The organism is Lentilactobacillus otakiensis DSM 19908 = JCM 15040 (genome assembly GCF_001434145.1).
Classification (GTDB): Bacteria; Bacillota; Bacilli; order Lactobacillales; family Lactobacillaceae; genus Lentilactobacillus; species Lentilactobacillus otakiensis.
In genome coordinates this window covers 277,791-296,723 of record NZ_AZED01000013.1, presented here as the reverse complement: position 1 = coordinate 296,723, position 18,933 = coordinate 277,791, and the positions used below count along the sequence as shown (strand labels likewise).

General features: G+C 44.3%; 17 protein-coding genes. 12 read left to right on the top strand and 5 right to left on the bottom strand.

Going from position 1 to position 18,933, the window contains the following annotated elements:
* Nucleotides 1–14 precede the first annotated feature (14 nt).
* Together FD05_RS07350 and spxB are read right to left on the bottom strand one after the other, a co-directional pair.
* The gene (locus FD05_RS07350; RefSeq protein ID WP_020282019.1) at nt 15–926 is read right to left on the bottom strand and encodes an FAD synthetase family protein; all 912 of its coding nucleotides are present in this window, start codon (nt 924–926) and stop codon (nt 15–17) included.
* Between the two features lie 98 nt (nt 927–1,024).
* Complete coding sequence (spxB, locus tag FD05_RS07345; RefSeq protein WP_020282020.1) at nt 1,025–2,785, bottom strand: pyruvate oxidase; 1,761 nt, start codon at nt 2,783–2,785, stop codon at nt 1,025–1,027.
* Between the two features lie 201 nt (nt 2,786–2,986).
* Between spxB and FD05_RS07340 the strand changes: the two genes are divergently transcribed.
* Together FD05_RS07340 and FD05_RS07335 are read left to right on the top strand one after the other, a co-directional pair.
* Entirely contained in the window at nt 2,987–3,391 is a 405-nt protein-coding gene (locus FD05_RS07340; protein ID WP_051990653.1) for a flavodoxin family protein, read from the top strand.
* 213 nt (nt 3,392–3,604) lie between these two features.
* Nucleotides 3,605–5,902, top strand: a complete 2,298-nt coding sequence (locus tag FD05_RS07335) for a Cna B-type domain-containing protein (protein ID WP_020282022.1) — start codon at nt 3,605–3,607, stop codon at nt 5,900–5,902.
* A gap of 98 nt (nt 5,903–6,000) precedes the next feature.
* On the opposite strand, the gene FD05_RS07330 is transcribed toward FD05_RS07335, so the two are convergent.
* Both FD05_RS07330 and FD05_RS07325 read right to left on the bottom strand, forming a co-directional pair.
* Complete coding sequence (locus FD05_RS07330) at nt 6,001–7,134, bottom strand: NAD(P)-dependent alcohol dehydrogenase (RefSeq protein ID WP_020282023.1); 1,134 nt, start codon at nt 7,132–7,134, stop codon at nt 6,001–6,003.
* 257 nt (nt 7,135–7,391) lie between these two features.
* Entirely contained in the window at nt 7,392–8,627 is a 1,236-nt protein-coding gene (locus FD05_RS07325) for a DUF389 domain-containing protein (protein ID WP_039933342.1), read from the bottom strand.
* Between the two features lie 145 nt (nt 8,628–8,772).
* On the opposite strand from FD05_RS07325, the gene recQ reads away from it, so the two are divergent.
* Nucleotides 8,773–10,548, top strand: a complete 1,776-nt coding sequence (gene recQ / locus FD05_RS07320) for a DNA helicase RecQ (RefSeq protein ID WP_020282025.1) — start codon at nt 8,773–8,775, stop codon at nt 10,546–10,548.
* A gap of 64 nt (nt 10,549–10,612) precedes the next feature.
* Here recQ and FD05_RS07315 read toward each other — a convergent pair whose 3' ends face one another.
* Nucleotides 10,613–11,047, bottom strand: a complete 435-nt coding sequence (locus tag FD05_RS07315) for a hypothetical protein (protein WP_020282026.1) — start codon at nt 11,045–11,047, stop codon at nt 10,613–10,615.
* A 217-nt stretch (nt 11,048–11,264) separates the two neighbouring features.
* Here FD05_RS07315 and FD05_RS07310 point away from each other — a divergent pair, with 217 nt between their 5' ends.
* The 9 genes from FD05_RS07310 to FD05_RS07270 all read left to right on the top strand — a co-directional run bounded on the left by FD05_RS07310 (nt 11,265) and on the right by FD05_RS07270 (nt 18,885).
* Entirely contained in the window at nt 11,265–11,483 is a 219-nt protein-coding gene (locus FD05_RS07310) for an AbrB/MazE/SpoVT family DNA-binding domain-containing protein (RefSeq protein ID WP_020282027.1), read from the top strand.
* Entirely contained in the window at nt 11,484–11,810 is a 327-nt protein-coding gene (locus FD05_RS07305; RefSeq protein ID WP_020282028.1) for a type II toxin-antitoxin system PemK/MazF family toxin, read from the top strand.
* A 165-nt stretch (nt 11,811–11,975) separates the two neighbouring features.
* Entirely contained in the window at nt 11,976–13,427 is a 1,452-nt protein-coding gene (locus tag FD05_RS07300) for an MFS transporter (RefSeq protein WP_020282029.1), read from the top strand.
* A gap of 22 nt (nt 13,428–13,449) precedes the next feature.
* Nucleotides 13,450–14,787 carry an APC family permease gene (locus FD05_RS07295; protein WP_020282030.1) on the top strand — a complete coding sequence of 446 codons (1,338 nt, stop codon included), beginning with the start codon at nt 13,450–13,452 and terminating at the stop codon, nt 14,785–14,787.
* 217 nt (nt 14,788–15,004) lie between these two features.
* Nucleotides 15,005–15,607 carry a hypothetical protein gene (locus tag FD05_RS07290; RefSeq protein ID WP_020282032.1) on the top strand — a complete coding sequence of 201 codons (603 nt, stop codon included), beginning with the start codon at nt 15,005–15,007 and terminating at the stop codon, nt 15,605–15,607.
* Complete coding sequence (locus FD05_RS07285) at nt 15,607–16,401, top strand: energy-coupling factor transporter transmembrane component T (protein ID WP_020282033.1); 795 nt, start codon at nt 15,607–15,609, stop codon at nt 16,399–16,401. The genes FD05_RS07290 and FD05_RS07285 overlap by 1 nt, the downstream gene beginning before the upstream one ends.
* Entirely contained in the window at nt 16,374–17,210 is an 837-nt protein-coding gene (locus FD05_RS07280; RefSeq protein ID WP_020282034.1) for an ABC transporter ATP-binding protein, read from the top strand. Before FD05_RS07285 ends, FD05_RS07280 begins: the two co-directional genes overlap by 28 nt.
* Nucleotides 17,197–17,997, top strand: a complete 801-nt coding sequence (locus FD05_RS07275; protein WP_020282035.1) for an energy-coupling factor ABC transporter ATP-binding protein — start codon at nt 17,197–17,199, stop codon at nt 17,995–17,997. Before FD05_RS07280 ends, FD05_RS07275 begins: the two co-directional genes overlap by 14 nt.
* Before the next feature lie 126 nt (nt 17,998–18,123).
* Nucleotides 18,124–18,885 carry a sulfite exporter TauE/SafE family protein gene (locus FD05_RS07270; RefSeq protein WP_020282036.1) on the top strand — a complete coding sequence of 254 codons (762 nt, stop codon included), beginning with the start codon at nt 18,124–18,126 and terminating at the stop codon, nt 18,883–18,885.
* Nucleotides 18,886–18,933 lie beyond the last annotated feature (48 nt).

The following is an 18,933-nucleotide window of genomic DNA, read 5'->3' as shown; positions in this document are numbered from 1 at the left end:
CTTACATATTTAACTTAATAAGTGGCTTGCGTGACGGACTTCTGATTATTTAGAGATAATTGCTCTCTAGCGATCATCTGTGGCCGAACGTTCTTTTGCCACTCAATTTTGACTGGTAATGAATTAATGTGTGGTAGATTCTGGAATCGACGGCGGTCAATGTAGATAACGCCACTTTGATCACCATTTCCGGGGTACTCGACTTTCACCGGGATCTCAGCGGTTGAGCCCGCAATCCGAACTTCGCATTGATAACGGCCGCTTTTGGGTAGCTGCTGCAGTCGACTTGACGGATTGACGATCGACAAGCCGTTGGTTTCAGCGTGAATCAGTTTACCGGTCGTTTCATAAGGATGGCCCAAAAGTTGGTTGGCTTCGAAGATATCGCCATCCCTGACCAGATGCCTAATCCGGGTGGAACTAATTTTTTGCTGGCCACTGGTCAATTTGTGAACGGTGACCGTCTTAACCTTGCCGCCGCTCATCTTCGATAGCGCATCGATGGTCGTTGTGCCGCCTTTGCCAAACGTGTAATCAAATCCGGCCACTACAACTTTGGCGTTGAGCCCCAGAACGTAACGTTGGACAAACGTTTCAGGTGGCAGGGCGGCAAACTGCTTTGTAAAATCAATAACGTAAAGAATGTCCGCTTGCGTGGCTTGAACCAACTCAATTTTTTGCTTCAACGTCGTCAAATATCGGAAGCCATCGACATCCCCATGATGGAAAACTCTGGAAGCATGGCGGTTGAAGGTCATAACGGCGAGTGGATAACCTTTTTCACGGGCAATCTTCCGAGCAGTACCGATTACTTTTTGATGGCCTTGATGGACACCATCGAAAAACCCCAGCGCCAGCACAATTGGTTTGGCTGAAGCAATGGTTTGATTTGGTTGGGCATTTTGATTTAAATAGATAACCTTCATTGCTTACACCTCTCACAGGTTGAAATTATGTAAGGCAAAGGCCGGAAACAAAGCGCTTGCTTCCAGCCTTTGCAAATCAGTTTACTTCATATTAACTGTTAATTTGTTTGCAGTTCGTGATTTTCAGCTTCCTTGAGATAGTAGCTGAATGGCTTCAAATCTTGGGCATCGTACTTCTTGATGAAAGCGTCAACCTTGTCTTTATCTTGCCATGAAGTATCCAAGAACATGTGTTGAGTGGTCAATGGCATCTTGTGGGTTAATTTGACGTCAATGACAACTGGCTTGTCGGTGTTGTTGGCATCTTTGAGAGCCTTTTGCATATCTTCCTTGGTGTGAACGGTGTAGCTGACAGCACCCATTCCCTTGGTGACTTCAGCCCAGTTGGTATCAGGCAAATCAACACCTGATAATGGCTGGTTGGTATCATCGGTTTGCTCAGCTTCAATGTAGCCAAGGGTTTCGTTGGTGAAGATAATGTTGACGACATGTAAGCCGTATTTAACTTGGGTCATGACTTCTTCCATCAACATTGCAAAGCCACCGTCACCACTCAGGCTGTAAACATCACGGTCTGGGTATTCAAGTTTGGCAGCAATTGATGCTGGCAATGCAAAGCCCATGGTTGCGTAAATGCCTGAAGTTGCCCACTTCTGATCACCACGCATGTTAATTAAACGTTGGAAGTTAATGTCGACGTTGCCGACATCAACGGCAAAGACGGCCTTGTCTGATGCGGTTTGATTCAAAACATCAAAGACAGGTTCTGGACGAACTGGCATTTCGTCTGAGTCTTTGAAGCTGTCTTGCCAGCTGTCCCAGTTCTTCTTATCAGCAATAGCTGCTTGATAGAATGCGGATGGCTGACGAGTTTCACCAGCTTCAAGGATGGCATCCAAAGCGACTTTGGAATCTGCCAACATTGAAACGTCGTTGTGACGACGTTTGCCGAGTTTTTCACTTTCAATATCAATTTGAATGACTTTAGCATGTTTGTTGAACAAGAAGATACTAAATGGTACGTTGTTGCCGACCCATAAAATCAAGTCGGTGCTAAAACCAACTTCTGCACCAGGCTTTGGGGCAACTCGGCCGGTTGAACCAAGGTAAGCTGGATAGTCGTCAGGAATGATGCCTTTAGCTAAGAACGATGATACGAGTGGCATCTTGAATTTTTCTGAGGCTTCCTTTAATTCATCGGCAGCATCCTTGGCACCAATCCCGAAGTAGATCATTGGTGACTTAGCTTCTTTGATTAATTTAACAGCATCTTCAACGTCTTCTGGACGAGGAGCTGGATATACTGGTGTTTGGTGTGATTTAACGTTTGGTTCGTAAGTATCTTTAATTTGAGCCCAACCGAGATCCTTAGGGATTGTCAAAACTGCGACGCCATGCTTCATGTAGGCTTGACGGATGGCTTCGTCAGTCATGCGTGGTAAAGCATCTGCAGTCATTGCGGTTCGGTTCCAGACAGCAACGTCATCGAAGATTGGTTCTTCATCCATTGCTTGGAAGAAGTCCATGTTCATGCTGCCAGTAGGGACTTGGGCAACTAAGGCAACGACAGGGACACCATCACTCTTAGCGTCGTATAATCCGTTGAGCAAATGAACAGCGCCAGGGCCAGCTGAACCGAAGCAAACACCGACTTTACCAGTCAGCTTTGCTGTAGCGGCAGCGGCAATTGCGCCAGCTTCCTCATGACGGACTTGAACATAATTAATTTTGTCTGTTTGATCGTGAATGGCATTCATGGTCGAGTCAAATGAGCCACCTGGCAGGCCGTAGATGTTTTTCACACCCCATTGTTCCAAAACTTTAAGAACTGCATCTGATCCACTAATTGTTTCAACCATAAATAATAATCCCCCTTTGAAAATTGTGATGCGTTTTTCTGCCTCACTTACTTAAGTGTAGTGCCAACTTTGTGAAATGTAAACGCTTTAATATAAACTTCGCGTTTATTTCATTTGAAATGAGGAAAGCTGGCTGATTAAGGTTTGTACTTGAAAGTAAGCGCATACAGAACTAAACTATGTTTTAGGGAGATGTCAAATATGGATGCAATTAGATATTATTCAAGAACGGGGAACACAGAAAAACTTGCGAACATGTTAGGTAATCAGTTGAAGATTGAAGCAAAACCAATTGATCAGCCACTGACAGAGCCGGTTGACCGTCTCTACCTTGGTGGGGGAATCTATAACTTAAATGTTGACGAGCACTTGAAAGATTATGCCCGCAATTTGGATCCGACCAAGGTGAAGGAAGTCTTCTTGTTTGGGACTTCTGGCAGTGTATTCACTGTTGGTAAGCAGTTGACGAAGATTTTGGATAAAAAACATATTAAAGTTTCGGACGATCACCTGTATCTGCATGGCATCATGCCGAAGATGGGCAATATTAATGCGCATCAGAAGGAAGAAGTTGCCGGTTTTGCTAAAGAGACCGTGACGGAATAATTGAAATGATATATTGGACGGGTTTGATAGTTGTGTGACTATTGAACCCGTTTTTTGTGTCGCATTCAGTAGAGATTGTATAAAACGGTTTGCGAACTAAGGGAATGAACACTATAATTAAATTACGCCATATATTAAAAATCACATAACAATAACGATATAAAAGTAAGTGGCCATATTATATTTTGAAATGAATTTTGAAGGAGCGTTTCTATGGAAAACCAATTTATTAACGTACATAAGCAAGAGCTGAAATGGTTAGGATTTCTCCTGCTGTTAATCACATTTTTGTTGGGGATGGGTAGCCATATTTCAAGTGCCCAAGCTGCCGACATTTCAGATATTACTGGAAGTATTTCTGGCATTTCCGCGGACAGTGCCACCTATAATGGGCAAAAACCGACGCAGGATGAGATCGCCAAGTGGGACCAGTCGAGCACTTACATGTTAGATTATACATATAAGATTGCATCAGGAACCCTGGTGAAGGCTGGTGATACGGCCAAAGTGAGTTTACCAGCTGGCACTCATTTCCATAATTTCCAAAGCTTTGATTTGATGAGCGATGACGGCACGAATACTGTTATTGGTCATTTCACCGCTGATAAGGATGCCACTTTTGGAACCATCACCTTTACGAATTACTACGCTAGTCATAATAACGATATGCAAGGGACACTTGACATTCCTGTTAGTGGCAATGCAAGTAGTGGTCCTGTTAATAGTGGCGATTATATTGCTAAAAATGGTTATCCATGGTCTGGTGACTGGGAAGGTAAAGGATCTTTCCCACTGGATGCAAATGAACGTTATCAGTATATTGAATGGGATGCTCAGATTAATCCGAATAACCGAACACTGAAAAAGGTTGTAGTAACTGATACTTTAAAGAATTTAGATAGTCAACAACTAATTCCTGATGATATGGTTTTGCAATACACCGATGGCTCGACCGTTCCACAGGGAGACTACACACTATCATTTAGTCCCACTACTAATCCAACCTCGTTTAAAATTACTTGGAAGGTGACCCTGGACAAAGCCGTCAATGTTCTTTATTTGGCCAAGATAACTGATCCCGGATATATTGCGACTGGAGCAGGTATTACGCTGAATAATAGTATTGAAATTAAAGGAAATGACCAGGGGATAGGTGGTGGAAAATCCGGAGAGATTGATACTAATTCCGATTCAGCAAATGCCTTTGTTATCCTGGGTGGTCATGGTAACGGTGGCGGAATCGCGTACAATCTCACGGTTACTAAAAAATGGGTTGGTGCTCCAAGTGGCACGACTCTCCCCAAAAAGATATATGCTCAGTTGTACCGCGATGGGAAAAAGTTTGGAAATGCCATACCACTAAATGAGGACAATCATTGGACTGGCACATTTAGTGGATTAAACAAGACCGATACTGCCGGTACCAATTACACTTATACCGTTAGTGAGGTGTCTGTTCCAGATGGATGGTCTGGGACGACCAAGCCCCAATCATTTGATAAGAATAACCACGCCACTTTGACCAACACATACACACCAGTGACGCCGGCAACAACAGCGATTACTGTTAAGAAGCAGTGGACCGGTGTTCCTGCGAAAACTGAGACGCCGAGTGTGACAGCAGTTTTGTATGCAAATGGTAAGGCAACAGACCAAAAGTTTACCCTTGATTCCAAGAATAATTACCAAGCTACAATCGATAACTTGCCAACTACAGATGCGGATGGCAAACCGATCACTTACACAGTGGTTGAAGATAAAGTCGATGGCTATACCATGAAAACTACCGGCCAACAAACGCCAAACAAAGATGGCTTAGTCACATTAATCAATGCTTTTATTCCTAAGACAACGACTGTTAACGTGAAGAAAGTCTGGCAAGATGTTCCTACAGATGTCACCACGCCAAGCATTACGGCAACATTGTATGCGAATGGGAAATCGACTGGCAAAACAGTGACGTTGGATCAGAGTAACAATTATTCGGCCAACTTTGGAGATCTCCCAACTACTGACGCGGATGGCAAACCAATCGTGTATACCGTTGTTGAAGATAAGGTTCCTGATGGATACAAGTCAAGTACCAGTGGTCAGCAGCCTGTTAAGGATGGGACTGCGACGTTGATTAATACGTATATCCCAACGACGCCTGTTACCCCAGTAACTCCGGTAACGCCCGATACGCCGGTCACACCCGTGACACCTGTAACGCCTGACACACCGGATACGCCGGTGACGCCAGAAACACCGGATAAACCAGTTACACCGAGTCATCCAAAGAATCCAAAACCTAACAAGCCAAAGAAATCTCCACAGAAATCCGAGGAAGACCAATCGATTCCCGTACCAAAGAGTTCCACGGATAGTAGCGCCCCTGTACCAAGCTCAACAGGGAAGCTGCCTCAGACTGGCGACGATCAATTTCAAACGTTCATTGTCATGATCGCTGGTGGCTTGCTCGTTGGGTTGGTTGGATTTGGTAAGTTTGTTGAAGATAAGATTAGACACTAAAATATGAGTATATTAAAAGACGATTCTGACAGCGTTGTGCTGTGGGAATCGTCTTTCTTTTTGGATATCAAAATGTCATCAATAATTACAGAATCAATTTACTCACCCGGTACATAATCCTGATCAATAACCATCACAGGTTTAATAACCGAGCCGTCGTTTGAAGCTTTGTTCGCTTCGTTAACCTGGTCGAAAGTGTAGAATTTCTCCAGTTTGTCAAATGGAAATTCGCCTTCCTGCCAGAAGTCGATTAAGGTTTGGATGCCGATTTGTGGAATGGCATCGCCCATCAGTACACCATCAACGTGCTTCTGAAGTGCAGTGATTTCATTCCACGGCATGAATTCCAATGTCTTTGCGGTAACGGCGATTGGAGCTAAGTGGCCGCCTGAGGCAAGGGCAGTGATTGCTTGATGCATAATTGCTGAAATACCGGTTGTGTCGATGGCAAAATCAACGCCTTCACCATTGGTAATTTCGTGAACCTTGTCGACCCAGTCTTCATTCAGACTGTTGATGGTATCGGTAGCGCCAAGTTCTTTAGCCATTTCCAAACGTGAATCGTGGATGTCGACACAAATAATCTTTGAACAACCTTTGATTTTGGCAGCCATTAAAGCCGCTGAACCCACGGCACCAGTTCCGACAATCGCAATGGTTGTGCCTTCTTTAGGATTTAAGCCGTTGAAGACAGTTCCAGATCCGGTAACGAAGCCGCAGCCGAGAGGGCCAACTTTACGTAAATCAATATTCTTATCAATCACGGTAACGTTACGTTCCTGAACCAGAGTCTCAGTGGTAAATGACGACTGGTTGAAGAAGTTATGAATTGGAGAGCCATCTTCCCGGGTAAACGCAACTGAACCGTCAGGACGGACGCCTTCCATATTCAATTTAGCCCAGTTAATACATGATGATGGATGACCAGTCAAACAATGACGGCATGTACCATCGTAATCGTATGAAAGAATTACGTGGTCGCCTTCCTTAACAGTCGTAACAGAATCGCCGACTTTCTCAACGATCCCAGCACCTTCATGACCAACTACACCAGGGTATGGGTATTCACCAGCTGAGCCATTTCGAACAGCTTCATCTGAGTGACAAATTCCACTCGCAACAATATGCACTAAAACTTCATGAGCCTTTGGTTGATCGTCAACTTCCAATGTTTCCAACTTAAACGGAGCATTCAACTCTTCGATAACTGCACCAGTAATTTGTCTTGACATAATAAGAACTCCTTCCGATGTTCTTCTACCTCCAACAGCCATGTAAGCCCTTCCACGATGGTAGAATACAACGGAAATTATGCACGATCAAGCAATGTATCTTGTTAATTCATGCACGAAATGGCAATATAATCTTATTAAAATAAATTGTCGAGCGGGTTATGATTTACAAAGCCGGTAAGATTTGAAACGAGTCAAGATCTCAAAAAATCGCTTTAACCAAAATTGGCATAATTGAATGAGGCAGCCTCCACAATCTAAGACTTTCCGTTGTCACTCACAAACTGAACCACCGCATCAACGTTATTGTCCTTCACAAGTTGATTGGCGGACTTTTCGATTTCGTTTTGATTGCCTGCTCCTTTATCCGATAATTGGATTGCAATCAGTTGTTTGGATGTGTTTGCCTTATCCTTAACCTGACCAACATAAATATTCGAAATGTCTTTTGCATATTTTTCATTCAAATCGTTCTGAATCGTTGTGAGTGAATCATCAGCCTTTGCGTTCGCATTTGTTTGAACAGTGTCTGTATTATCAGTCTGTTTCATATAGTCCTGAAATTCCTTGGGCGTGATGTAATTGCCCTTGGTGAGCTGGGTCAACGACAGCTGATAGCCATCCAGATGATAATGCTTCATGGACGCCTTGAGCTGCTTGACTTGGTTATCATTCAAGCGCTGGCCGATCACCGACAACTGAATCGTTTTGCCGGAAACTGCTTGTTTGGCGATGTATTGATTGCTTAATTTAGCGTCGATGAATTGCGACAACTGGGTGTCAATATACGAGTTGTGAACGATCGAGTAGGCAGAAATTGAACTAGGGATGACGATGATAATTGCGATGAGTAAAATTAATGCCTGTTGTTTAAATGAAACATTCAGTTTTTCGCCACTGCGAATTCGGAAGAAAATCGTGCCGCTGGCTGTGGCTAGGGCAATGAAGAAGGCATTAATCAAAAATAAATAGCCAGCTCCCAGAATGAAAGTGCTATTGAGATGACTGATCCCATATCCGACTGTACATAGTGGCGGCATCAAGGCGGTGGCAATTGCGACACCTGGAACCACGTTGCCACCATCCTTTTTGGCAGAGCTGATAACCCCAGCAAAGCCACCAAAGAAGGCGATCAAGACATCCCAAAGTGTTGGCTGAGTCCGAGCGAGCAGTTGAGCACTGGCAGTGTTCAACGGTGAAACAAAGAAATAGATCGTCGCGCCGACAACACCGATAACAACCTGAATTAGAAATAGTTTGGTGGCTTTTGATAACAGTTTTGGATTACTATTTCCTAATCCATAGCCAATCCCGACAATTGGTGCCATCAATGGTGAGATCAGCATGGCACCAATGACGACTGGTGCTGAATCCACATTTAACCCGATACAGGCGATGATGATCGCGCAGAACAGGATTGCCTGGGTGGACCAGGTGAAGTTTAAATCTTTTTGTATGTTGGTATTTAAAGTGTTAGTTGAAATTTGCTGCATTCTAATCACCGATTTCCTTTAGTATTCCTATTTCAGAATATCACAACCGGCATTGATTTGATTCTTTGAAGTGCGGAGGCAGACATTCCGCAATATTTTTCGTATACTATATTATGTGACTATTTCGAAAAAGAGGATTGACGACATGACGCCCCAAGAACTTCTAAAAACTAAATTCGGTTATGACAGTTTTCGTCCGGGCCAACAGGCGGTGATTGACGACATCATGGCGCACAAAAATGTCCTCACAATTATGCCGACGGGCGGTGGCAAATCCCTGTGTTACCAGATTCCGGCAATGCTGGAGAATGGCCTGACGCTGGTGGTTTCGCCATTGATTGCTTTGATGAAGGATCAAGTCGATGCGTTAAATGAAACTGGCATTCCGGCGACGTTTATCAACAGTAGTCTTGATTTTGATGAGATTGATGATCGTTTTGACCAGGCCCGCCATGGTGATGTTAAATTACTCTACGTCTCGCCAGAACGTTTGGATTCAGGGGCATTTTCTCGGCTGGCCAGCTTACCGATTGATTTGGTCGCCGTTGACGAGGCCCACTGTATTTCTCAATGGGGCCACGATTTTCGGCCAAGTTATTTGGCATTGACCGAACGACTGCACGAACTGCCAACCAATCCAACGATTGTGGCATTGACCGCCACGGCCACCCCACAGGTTGCTGACGACATTAAGCAGCGACTGCACATTGAAGATGAGGTGAAGACCGGCTTTGAACGCGATAATTTGGCGTTTAAGGTGATTAAGGGTCAGGACAGCGACAAGTACCTGCTGGACTATTTAAAGTTGAATGCCAGCGAATCAGGCATCATTTATGCCAGTACCCGCAAAGAAGTGGAGCGACTGACAAAATTACTTAAAAAGCATCACTTTTCAGTGACTATGTACCATGGTGGCATGACCAAAGATCAACGGCGTCACAATCAGGATGATTTCTTGTATGACCGCGCCCTCGTAATGGTTGCCACCAACGCGTTTGGAATGGGCATCGATAAAAGTAACGTCCGGTTTGTGATCCATGATTCCGTCCCCGGCAGTCTGGAAGAATACTATCAGGAAGCTGGTCGGGCAGGGCGTGATGGCTTGCCCAGTGAAGCGATTTTGTTATTCAAATTGCGCGACGTCCAGACGCAGCATTTCTTCATCGACCAATCCGACCGGGATGACGAAAGCAAACGGCGCGCTTACAAAAAGCTGCAGATTATGACGCAATACGCCAATACGCAGCAATGTCTCCAGCAGTTCATTCTTGAATATTTTGGCGACGAGGGGCCAACTTGCGGCCGTTGCAGCAATTGTCTTGATACCCGCGAATCACAAGACATTACCGTTGATACCCAGAAAGTCTTATCCTGTGTGCTGCGGATGAAGGAACGTTTTGGCAAAAGCCTGGTTGCCCAAGTGTTGACCGGCTCCAAAGTGCAGAAAGTCAGACAGTTCCATTTTGATGAACTTTCAACATATGGCATTATGAAGGGGATGCATCAAAAAGACGTTTCCGGATTGATCGATTATTTGACAGCGACCGGTTACCTAACGGCGAGTGGCGGTCAATTTCCAGTATTGAAGGTTACAAATTTGGGTGCTGAAGTGTTGCAAGGAAAAGAAACTGTTTCCCGCAAGATTTCCATCAAAGCCACTAAAGCGTTGTCCGAAAATGACGACTTGTTTGAACAACTCCGGGCATTGCGCCGAGAGCTGGCGGAGAAACAGGGTGTGCCGCCGTTTGTAATTTTCTCAGATAAAACTTTGCATGAAATGAGTGCAGTTATGCCAACCAACGATTCGCAGATGCTTGATGTAAAAGGTGTTGGCGAAAGCAAGCTGGATAAATATGGCGAGCAGTTTTTGGATGTGATTTCAAATTATCAGGAAAGTACTGAAGCTGGCGTGAAGGCTTAAATTTCAATGTAATAACAAAGGTTCCACAATGTCGCAGATTGCAGACATTGTGGAACCTATTTTGTTAGTGTGTTTGAAATGAATAATCATGATGATACTTAACTTTGGTCAAGACGATCACATAACCGGTCGGCGTGTACTGGAAGAGTGCCTTACGATAATGGCCGCCAATCTTGCGTTTACTGATCTTGAAGCTGCCAGGATTTTGATAATCTTTGGTGTAGCGGTTAAACGTGTATTTGCCGGCTTTTTTCTGGACGTAGAGTCGTTTGTACCCCTTCTGACTTGGGGTCAGAGAGGATGAACCGCCGATGCCGCTGTAGGCAAATTTGTGGGTGGTCAACTTCAAAGTGTTGAACGACTTCCCATTATAACGATACCAAGTTCCCCGTAATGTCTTGGGTATCGTTGAATGTGATGATGCACTGACGGATAGTGGCGCAATCGCCACGCTGGCGAGCAGTGTTAAAACTGCAGTCATAACTGTTGTTTTTTTCATAGAATCCTCCTTGATTCCCCTAAAATTATGATAGGCATAGAAAACATACCTATGTAATTATATATACATCAAATTGGGGAGTTAGGCAAATTTTCATTGATGTTCCTTGTAGATAATATGATTTTGATTCGTATATATGTTTATGAAAGGAGGAAAGCGGAATAGTTGGCTGAAAATGTTAAATCAAGTTATACTTAATTTAACTGGAGGGATTCAAATGAAAACTACTGCGCGAAAAATTGGTAATTCAATTGGTACGATTTTACCGAAAGAACTAAATCCAAAGGTTGGTACCGAATACGATGTTTACAAAGTGGAGGATACGATCATTATGGTTCCTAGTAAATCGAAATTATTTGATAATCCTGAGGAGTGGAAAGATTTTCGAAAGTCTATCACTAAAGAAGATCGAGATTGGGATGAGATGGAGGATTAGATGTACATTCCAAAAGAACGAGATATTGTTTCTGTGAGTTTTGATCCTGCAAAAGGGCATGAGATTCAAAAAAGAAGGCCAGCTCTTGTTATTAGTAATGAAAAATTTAATAGTCTGACCGGCTTCTGTATTGTTTGCCCGATTACCAGTACCCACCGTCGATTTGGTACGTATATCGAAATCGCTGAGCCACGAAAAATCCAAGGAGATGTTGTGACGCATCAATTAAGATCAATCGATTACAAGGTACGGCACATTCAATTTGTGGAAAAATGTGATGTGGTCACTTGGGCGAATGTCATGACGACAATTCAAATGTTTGTGTAGTTTACAAGACACTTTATTTAATAAATGACTGAGTACGATATTTTGCATTCAACGTTTCCATATGCAGGTATCGTACTTTTTGTCCTATAACAAAAAAGTCGCCATTCCCAACGTTTCTCTCATTTGGTGTTATAAATGAAGTTGAAAACCAGGGGAGGGAGTATCATGGCTGACAATGCTCAAAACAAAGGCAAAAGCTATTCAATAATTGCGGTATTGGGAATGTTCTCGTTTCTCACCGCGCTGTCAGGATCGAGTACGAACCTGGCAATTCCAAAAATTGCGATTGACATGGATATTTCCAGTAGTATGGCGACCTGGATTGTTCAAATTGGTCTGATTTCCACGGCCATTCTGTTGGTCATGTTTGGTCACATTGGCGACATTCTTTCGAAAAATGTTGTCTTCTTAGCCGGCGGGATCACATTTCTTGTCGGGTCAGCAATCACTGGGTTTGCACCGGATTATGCCATTATTTTATTTGGCCGAGTGATTGAAGCGATTGGGTCGGCGATGATTATGGCAAACTCGATGGGAATTGTGACTCAGTATTTTCCTGACAAACGCCGGGCTGAGGCGCTGGCGGTGATTTCGATGTTTATCTCCGTCGGTTCAATCTCTGGACCTGGAATTGGTGGACTGATTATTTCAGTTTCCAGTTGGCGATGGATTTACTGGATCAATGTGCCACTGGGGATTGTGATTCTCTGGTTAGGATTTAAATTCCTACCGATTCCAAAAGAAACGTGGGCCAACGTTCGTAAGGTTACCAAGGGCGCCAATTGGACAGGGCAAAATCTGTTCACGCTTGGGATTATTATCTTCTTCTTAAGTGGCTCGTTTTTCCAAAGCGGCCGTTCTCAGCTGCTAATGGGACTGGCATTCTTCTTGGTTGGTGGCGCGATTACTGTCTATTCATTTGTCCAAGATGACAAGGCCAACTTACCGTGGATTGCCCCGGAAGTCATTCGAAATCGGGGTTTCATGACGTCGATTACCGCGTTGGCATTGGTCATGTTGGTAAATGCCGTCTCAAATATTTTACTGCCATTTTACTTTCAAAGTTACAACGGTATGAGCGCCTTTTACAGTGGGCTGATTATCATGCTGCAATCTGTCACAATGCTTTGCACCACGCCATTTGCCGGGATCCTGGCCGATCGAATCAACCGTGAGTTGATGACCGTAGTTGGACTGTTAATTTTGATGATTTCGCAAGTCGGCTACGCATTCTTCCCGAATAATCTTGATATGTGGAAAATTATTCCACCGATTGTGTTGAATGGTATTGGAATGGCAATCTTCTTATCACCAAATAATGCGTTGACGATGGGCTTGGTTGATAAACGTCTATCTGGAATTGCAGGATCTTTGAACTCGTTTGCCCGAACCCTTGGCATGACCATCGGGATTAGTTTCGGGTCATCGCTGCTATTCTTCCAGCTTCCAGGGGTTAACCGGGTTTCCAAAGCAGTTGGTATTCGCTTTGTGACCGCGTTTGCCAATGTTTTCTGGACCGCCACTGTCATTTCCGCACTGGCGTTAATTTTGGTGCTGGTTCGTTACCTGGATTCCAGAAGGAAGTCGGCCAAAGCAGCTCTGAAACAGTCTGCATAGTTGAAGATAGGAAGTCTTTAAAATGGCACATGCAAAAATTAAACCACTTAATTTTCTCAGTGTCTTTTTGCTCGGCGTCGACGGCATCGTCGGTTCCGGGATTTTTCTGATGCCCAGCCGGGTGTACGCTAAAATTGGCGACCTGAGTGCCTTAGTGATGCCTTTGGCCGGCATCTCGGTACTGATGATCGCCCTGTGTTTCGCTAATTTGGCCAGTAAGATTCCTGGTGATGGTGGGGCGTGGCTGTACACGTACACTGCTTTTGGTAAATTTGCCGGGTTTGAAATTGGCATCTTTACTTGGCTGCTGGGGATTATTACCATGGCCACCGAGATCTCGGCATTTGTGACCGCTTTGCGAAGTGTGGTTCCCAGCTTGAATCAGCATCGTAATTATCTGATTGTTGCTTTGAGCATCCTAGCAGTATTGACGATTTTAAATTTGTTTGGTTCTGATTTTATGGATTGGGTTGATAATATTTCGACCGTGGCTAAGATTGGCGTTCTGGTGGCGTTTGTCGCAATAGGCCTGTTTTTCATTCATCCAGCTAATTTCAATAATATTAGTGCCGGCGTGTCTGATGGATCATCGCTATTTGGCAGATTTAATGCTGGATTCGGCATGGTCTTCTACATGTTTACCGGCTTTTCGTTTTTACCGATTGCCGCATCCAAGATGAAGAATCCTGAGAAGACGCTGCCTAAAGCGCTCATTAGTGTATTATTGACATCGGCAATCTTGTACATGATTGTTCAATTGACTGCGATTGGCGTTTCAGGCAGCAGTTTGGCAAACGATAATGTCCCGATTGCAGCTTCCTTCTATCATTTTGCCGGGACGGTTGGCTATGATGTGGCATTAGTGGGGATGTTGATTTCGATTCTCGGTGTTGCTTTATCAGTCTCATTTTCAACCCCGACCATTGCAAGTTCGTTGGCCTCGGAGCATCAATTGTTACCGCGAATTTTGGGCAAGCAAAATAAACGGGGCGTTCCAATGGTTTCGTTGCTGCTGTCTTGCGGCATCTGTGCGCTGATGTTATTTTCCGGTAATTATTTATTTCTAGCTTCAGCAATTGTTTTTACATCATTCGTGCAGTATGTGCCCACCATTTTGGCAGCCATCAAATTGCGAAACCATAGCAAGTTGCCACGGGGGTTCCGGCTGCCTGGCGGCAATTTAATTCCAGTGATTGCTTTACTAGTGACTTTGTACTTGATTTTGAGCTTTTCCTTGGAACTCATCATTGCCGGAGTCATTGTGTTTGCGTTGAGTGGCATTTGGTACTTTTACGATGACCGTGATCGCCAGGCAAACGGGCTGCGACGGGATATTGCCGAGATTGATAAACCGTTCTAGATGCCGCAAGAGGCATTTTGATCCAAAAATTAAGGGGGGGGCCACATCGATTATTCCTACATTTGGAATGATGGATGTGGCCCCCCTTAAAATTTGTCTTCCTTGACTTTTTCTCTGGTGCTTGTACAATTAATGACAAGTCAAATTAAAAGTATTATTTACTTTTACTTAAAAGTAGAAAACACTTTTATCGACAAACAGATTAAAGGAGAAGAATATGAAAACAGAAAGCATTCATCGAACGAGTATGTGGAAGTTTAAGTTAAGTGCCGCCACGATGACCTTAATTCCAGCCGCCGTTGGGATTAACTATGTGGCCAAGGCATTGGCTGAAGGGTTGAAATTACCAGTTTGGTTGGGGTCACTGGGAACATTTCTTGCCAGTATGTTGGCTGGGCCAGTCGCTGGTGCCATCAGTGGTTTTATCAACAATGTGATTTATGGGTTAACCTTGTCACCAATTTCCACGGTTTACGCCATCACCAGCATCGGAATCGGCATTGCCGTCGGAATTTTACACGCCAAAGGGTGGTTCTCATCGGCTAAACGCGTCTTTGTGTCAGCAATTATTATCGCCATCGTTTCAGCTGTGATTTCAACACCACTTAACGTGATCTTTTGGGGCGGTCAAACTGGGATTGCCTGGGGAGATTCACTATTTGCCGTCATGGTGGCCAACCACGCACCAGTTTGGCTAGCATCATTTACTGATGAGTTTGTATTAGATATTTTGGATAAAGTCTGCGTGGCATACCTGGCCTTCTTCATTTATCGTCAGCTGCCACAACGGATGATTCGATTCTTTAGGGATGATAAATAATGACTGATCAGAGCATGTTATCGGGCAATCCTGCGGGCAAATCCAGGTGGTTCAACGCGATTGATCCGATTAGCAAATTGTTATTAATTTTGGATATGGCCCTGTTGAGTTTTGCCAGCACCAATTTATTGCTTGAGGCGGGGTTGATTACGGGTGGCTTGTTACTGCTATTATTTTCGAAGGTCAGTTCCACGACTGTCAAAGCATTGGGGTTCAGCCTATTTTTGATTTTTACCATGCTGGTCATTCAAGGGCTGTTCTACAGCAAAAATCAAACAGTTTGGTTTTCAATCATTGGCATCAACTTTTATAAAGAGGGTTTGATTTACGCGACAACCTTAGGCTCCCGGGTATTAGTGATTATCCTGGCAAGTGGTTTTTTCATGGTGACGACCAGTATTTCTGAAAACGCCAAATATTTGGAGCAGTCGGGTCTTTCGTATAAAACGGTCTATGTGCTGATGTCGGTTTGCTACATTCTCCCAGAGATTATGGGAAACATGCGTAAAATCCAGCAAGCACAGCGAGTTCGGGGTGTTAACCCGCAAAAGACAGTGATTCAAAAATTAAAATCGGTCCTGCCCGTTTTGATACCGTTAGTGATTAAGACGTTGGATCAATCGATGACCCGATCAATTTCATTGCAGTTGCGGGGATTTGATAATCCTAATCGTAAGGCGTTGAAATCCACAAACCGGTATCGTTTAGTTTCTGGATTACACATTGGGTTGACGTTTGCAGCAATTATTTTGATTGGGTGGAAATTATGGACGAAGATAAGCGGATTACTTTAGACAATCTCAGCGTCAGGTACCGCGGCGCAGAGGATGCACAATTGAAGAATGTGTCGGCGACTGCTAGTATCGGACAAATTGTCGGGATCATTGGCAACAGTCACACAGGCAAGTCTACGTTGTGCCGCGTGTTAGCCGGTGTCATTCCAAACATTATTTCTGCTGAAATCACGGGTTCTTGTGAGGTGCTTGGGCATTCGCCGGTTCACGAGTGGCCGAACTTCAATTCGTTGACCGGGGTGGTTTTGCAAAATCCTGCTGGACAGTTGAGCGGGTTGGCTGATACCGTTGCTGACGAAATGGCGTTTGATCTGATTAATCAAGGCATTTCTGAAGACGTCATTAACAAACGGGTGGCCAATGTTGCCGCTCAGATGGGTTTAACTGATCAGTTGGTTCAAACCCCTGAAAGTCTATCCGGTGGGCAGATGCAGCGGTTGGCAATAGCGACTGCGATCGTCACCCAACCCACAATCTTGATCATGGATGATCCAACCAGTGAAATGGATCCACTCGGGCGTCAGCAATTTTTCCATTGGCTGGCAAATGTGCAATCAACGACCGTCTTCATCGTCAGTAGTGAAATTGATGATTTGAGTGAAATTGCGGATCGAATTTGGGTGATGGATGACGGCCAACTAGTTGAACAGGGAACGCCACAAGCCGTATTTAACTATTTGGACGCTGACCGACAGATTCCGAAGCCGACTGCTTATCAGCTGGCTGCTGGAATGAATTGGCACTTGTCAAATGGTGCGCTGCCAGTGACGCCGAGTGAGCTGAAGGAGGCCTATGATGGCAAAAATTGAACTCCAAGATTTACAATTCGCTTATCCGGGGAAGTCGTTCAATTTAGCGGTCAAACAACAAGTCTTTGCCGATCCTATGACAGCGATTGTCGGCCAGAATGGGGCTGGTAAGTCGACTATTTTTAAATTGCTGACGGGGTTACTGCAACCGGATACGGGTATAATCAAGGTTGATGGCCACGACTTGGCAGATTTTAAGCCTGTCGATCGACTCAAAACGATTGGGATCACCTTTCAAAATCCAGATGACCAGTTGTTTAATGCCACCGTGAAACGAGAGGTTGAGTGGAGTCTTTCTCAGGTCAATGATGATCGGGATGCAAACTCTCAGCAGGCAGATAAGGTGCTTGCAAACGTGGGATTGGCCGAAAAAGCGGCCGAGAACCCATATGATTTGTCGTTGTCTGAAAGAAAATTGTTGACGATCGCCACTGTCCTTGCGATTGATCCGGAGATTTATCTGTTTGATGAACCGATGATTTCTTTGGATTCGCCCAGTAAGCTAATGCTGACGCAAATTTTTCACGAGTTAGTGGCTGATGGTCACCAAGTGATTACGATTACCCATGATATGGATTGGGTGGCAGCGGAATTTGGTGCCGTCTGTGTGATGGAGCACGGTCGGATCCAATTTACCGGTACTCCCAGAGCCTTGTTTGGAGACCGTGGGCTGGTCGAAAGAGTGGGGTTATTGCCACCAAAAGTAATGGAATTGACAAGTATGTTGGGCGATTCTCGAGTTTATTTGTCGCCTGAAGATTACTACAAACAAAATTTAGGTAAGTAAAAGGTCGCCATTGTTGGCGGCTTTTGTTATTGGCAAATTTCAACGCCCAGTAAAAATTATATTTGCCGTTGATTGATTTAGCGGTAAACTTAAAGGCATTACTTACTGTTGAAGAGAGATGGCCTCATGTTAACTGAATTTTTAATTGTCTGTCCACTGGTGTTTCTGGCGGGATTTGTTGACGCAATCGGTGGTGGAGGTGGCTTAATTTCATTGCCGGCATATTTGATGGCTGGCATCCCGGCTCATTTTGCCGTCGGAACCAACAAGTTATCTTCAGCGATGGGGACCACGATTGCGACCTTGGAATTTGCCCGGAGTGGATACATTCGGGTGAAATTAGCTTTCCTTTCCGTGATCGCTGCGATTATCGGATCATCATTTGGCGCAAATCTTGCTTTACATATTTCTGAGTATTACTTCAAAATCATTCTGCTGGTCGTTCTGCCGCTAACAGCTCTCTACTTATTGTTAAATCGGCACGCTTTAAACACTAAACTGGCTGATTCTGCAAAATTAAGCGTCTCGCAATTTGTGGCCACCTTGATTATCTCGGTGTCATTAGGTGCTTGGGACGGCTTTTATGGTCCTGGAACCGGTACTTTTTTAATTTTGACGTTAGTGGGGATTGCCCATTTGCCGATTAATTTAGCGGCGGGGAATACCAAAGTGATTAATTTAACCACGAATGTGACGGCGCTGGCAGTGTTTCTGATGAATGACAAGGTTATGATCATACTTGGTTTAACCGCTGGTATCTTCAGTATTGTCGGGAACTTCCTGGGGGCTTCGTATTACAAGAAATTTGGTAGTGCGATTGCCCGGCCGATTATCATCATTGTTTTGGTGATTTTCTTTGCGAAAACTTTGTGGGAATTCATGGGATGATTTGTCATTTGAATCGGGTTTGGAGTATGATTAAATTACCTTGGCAGG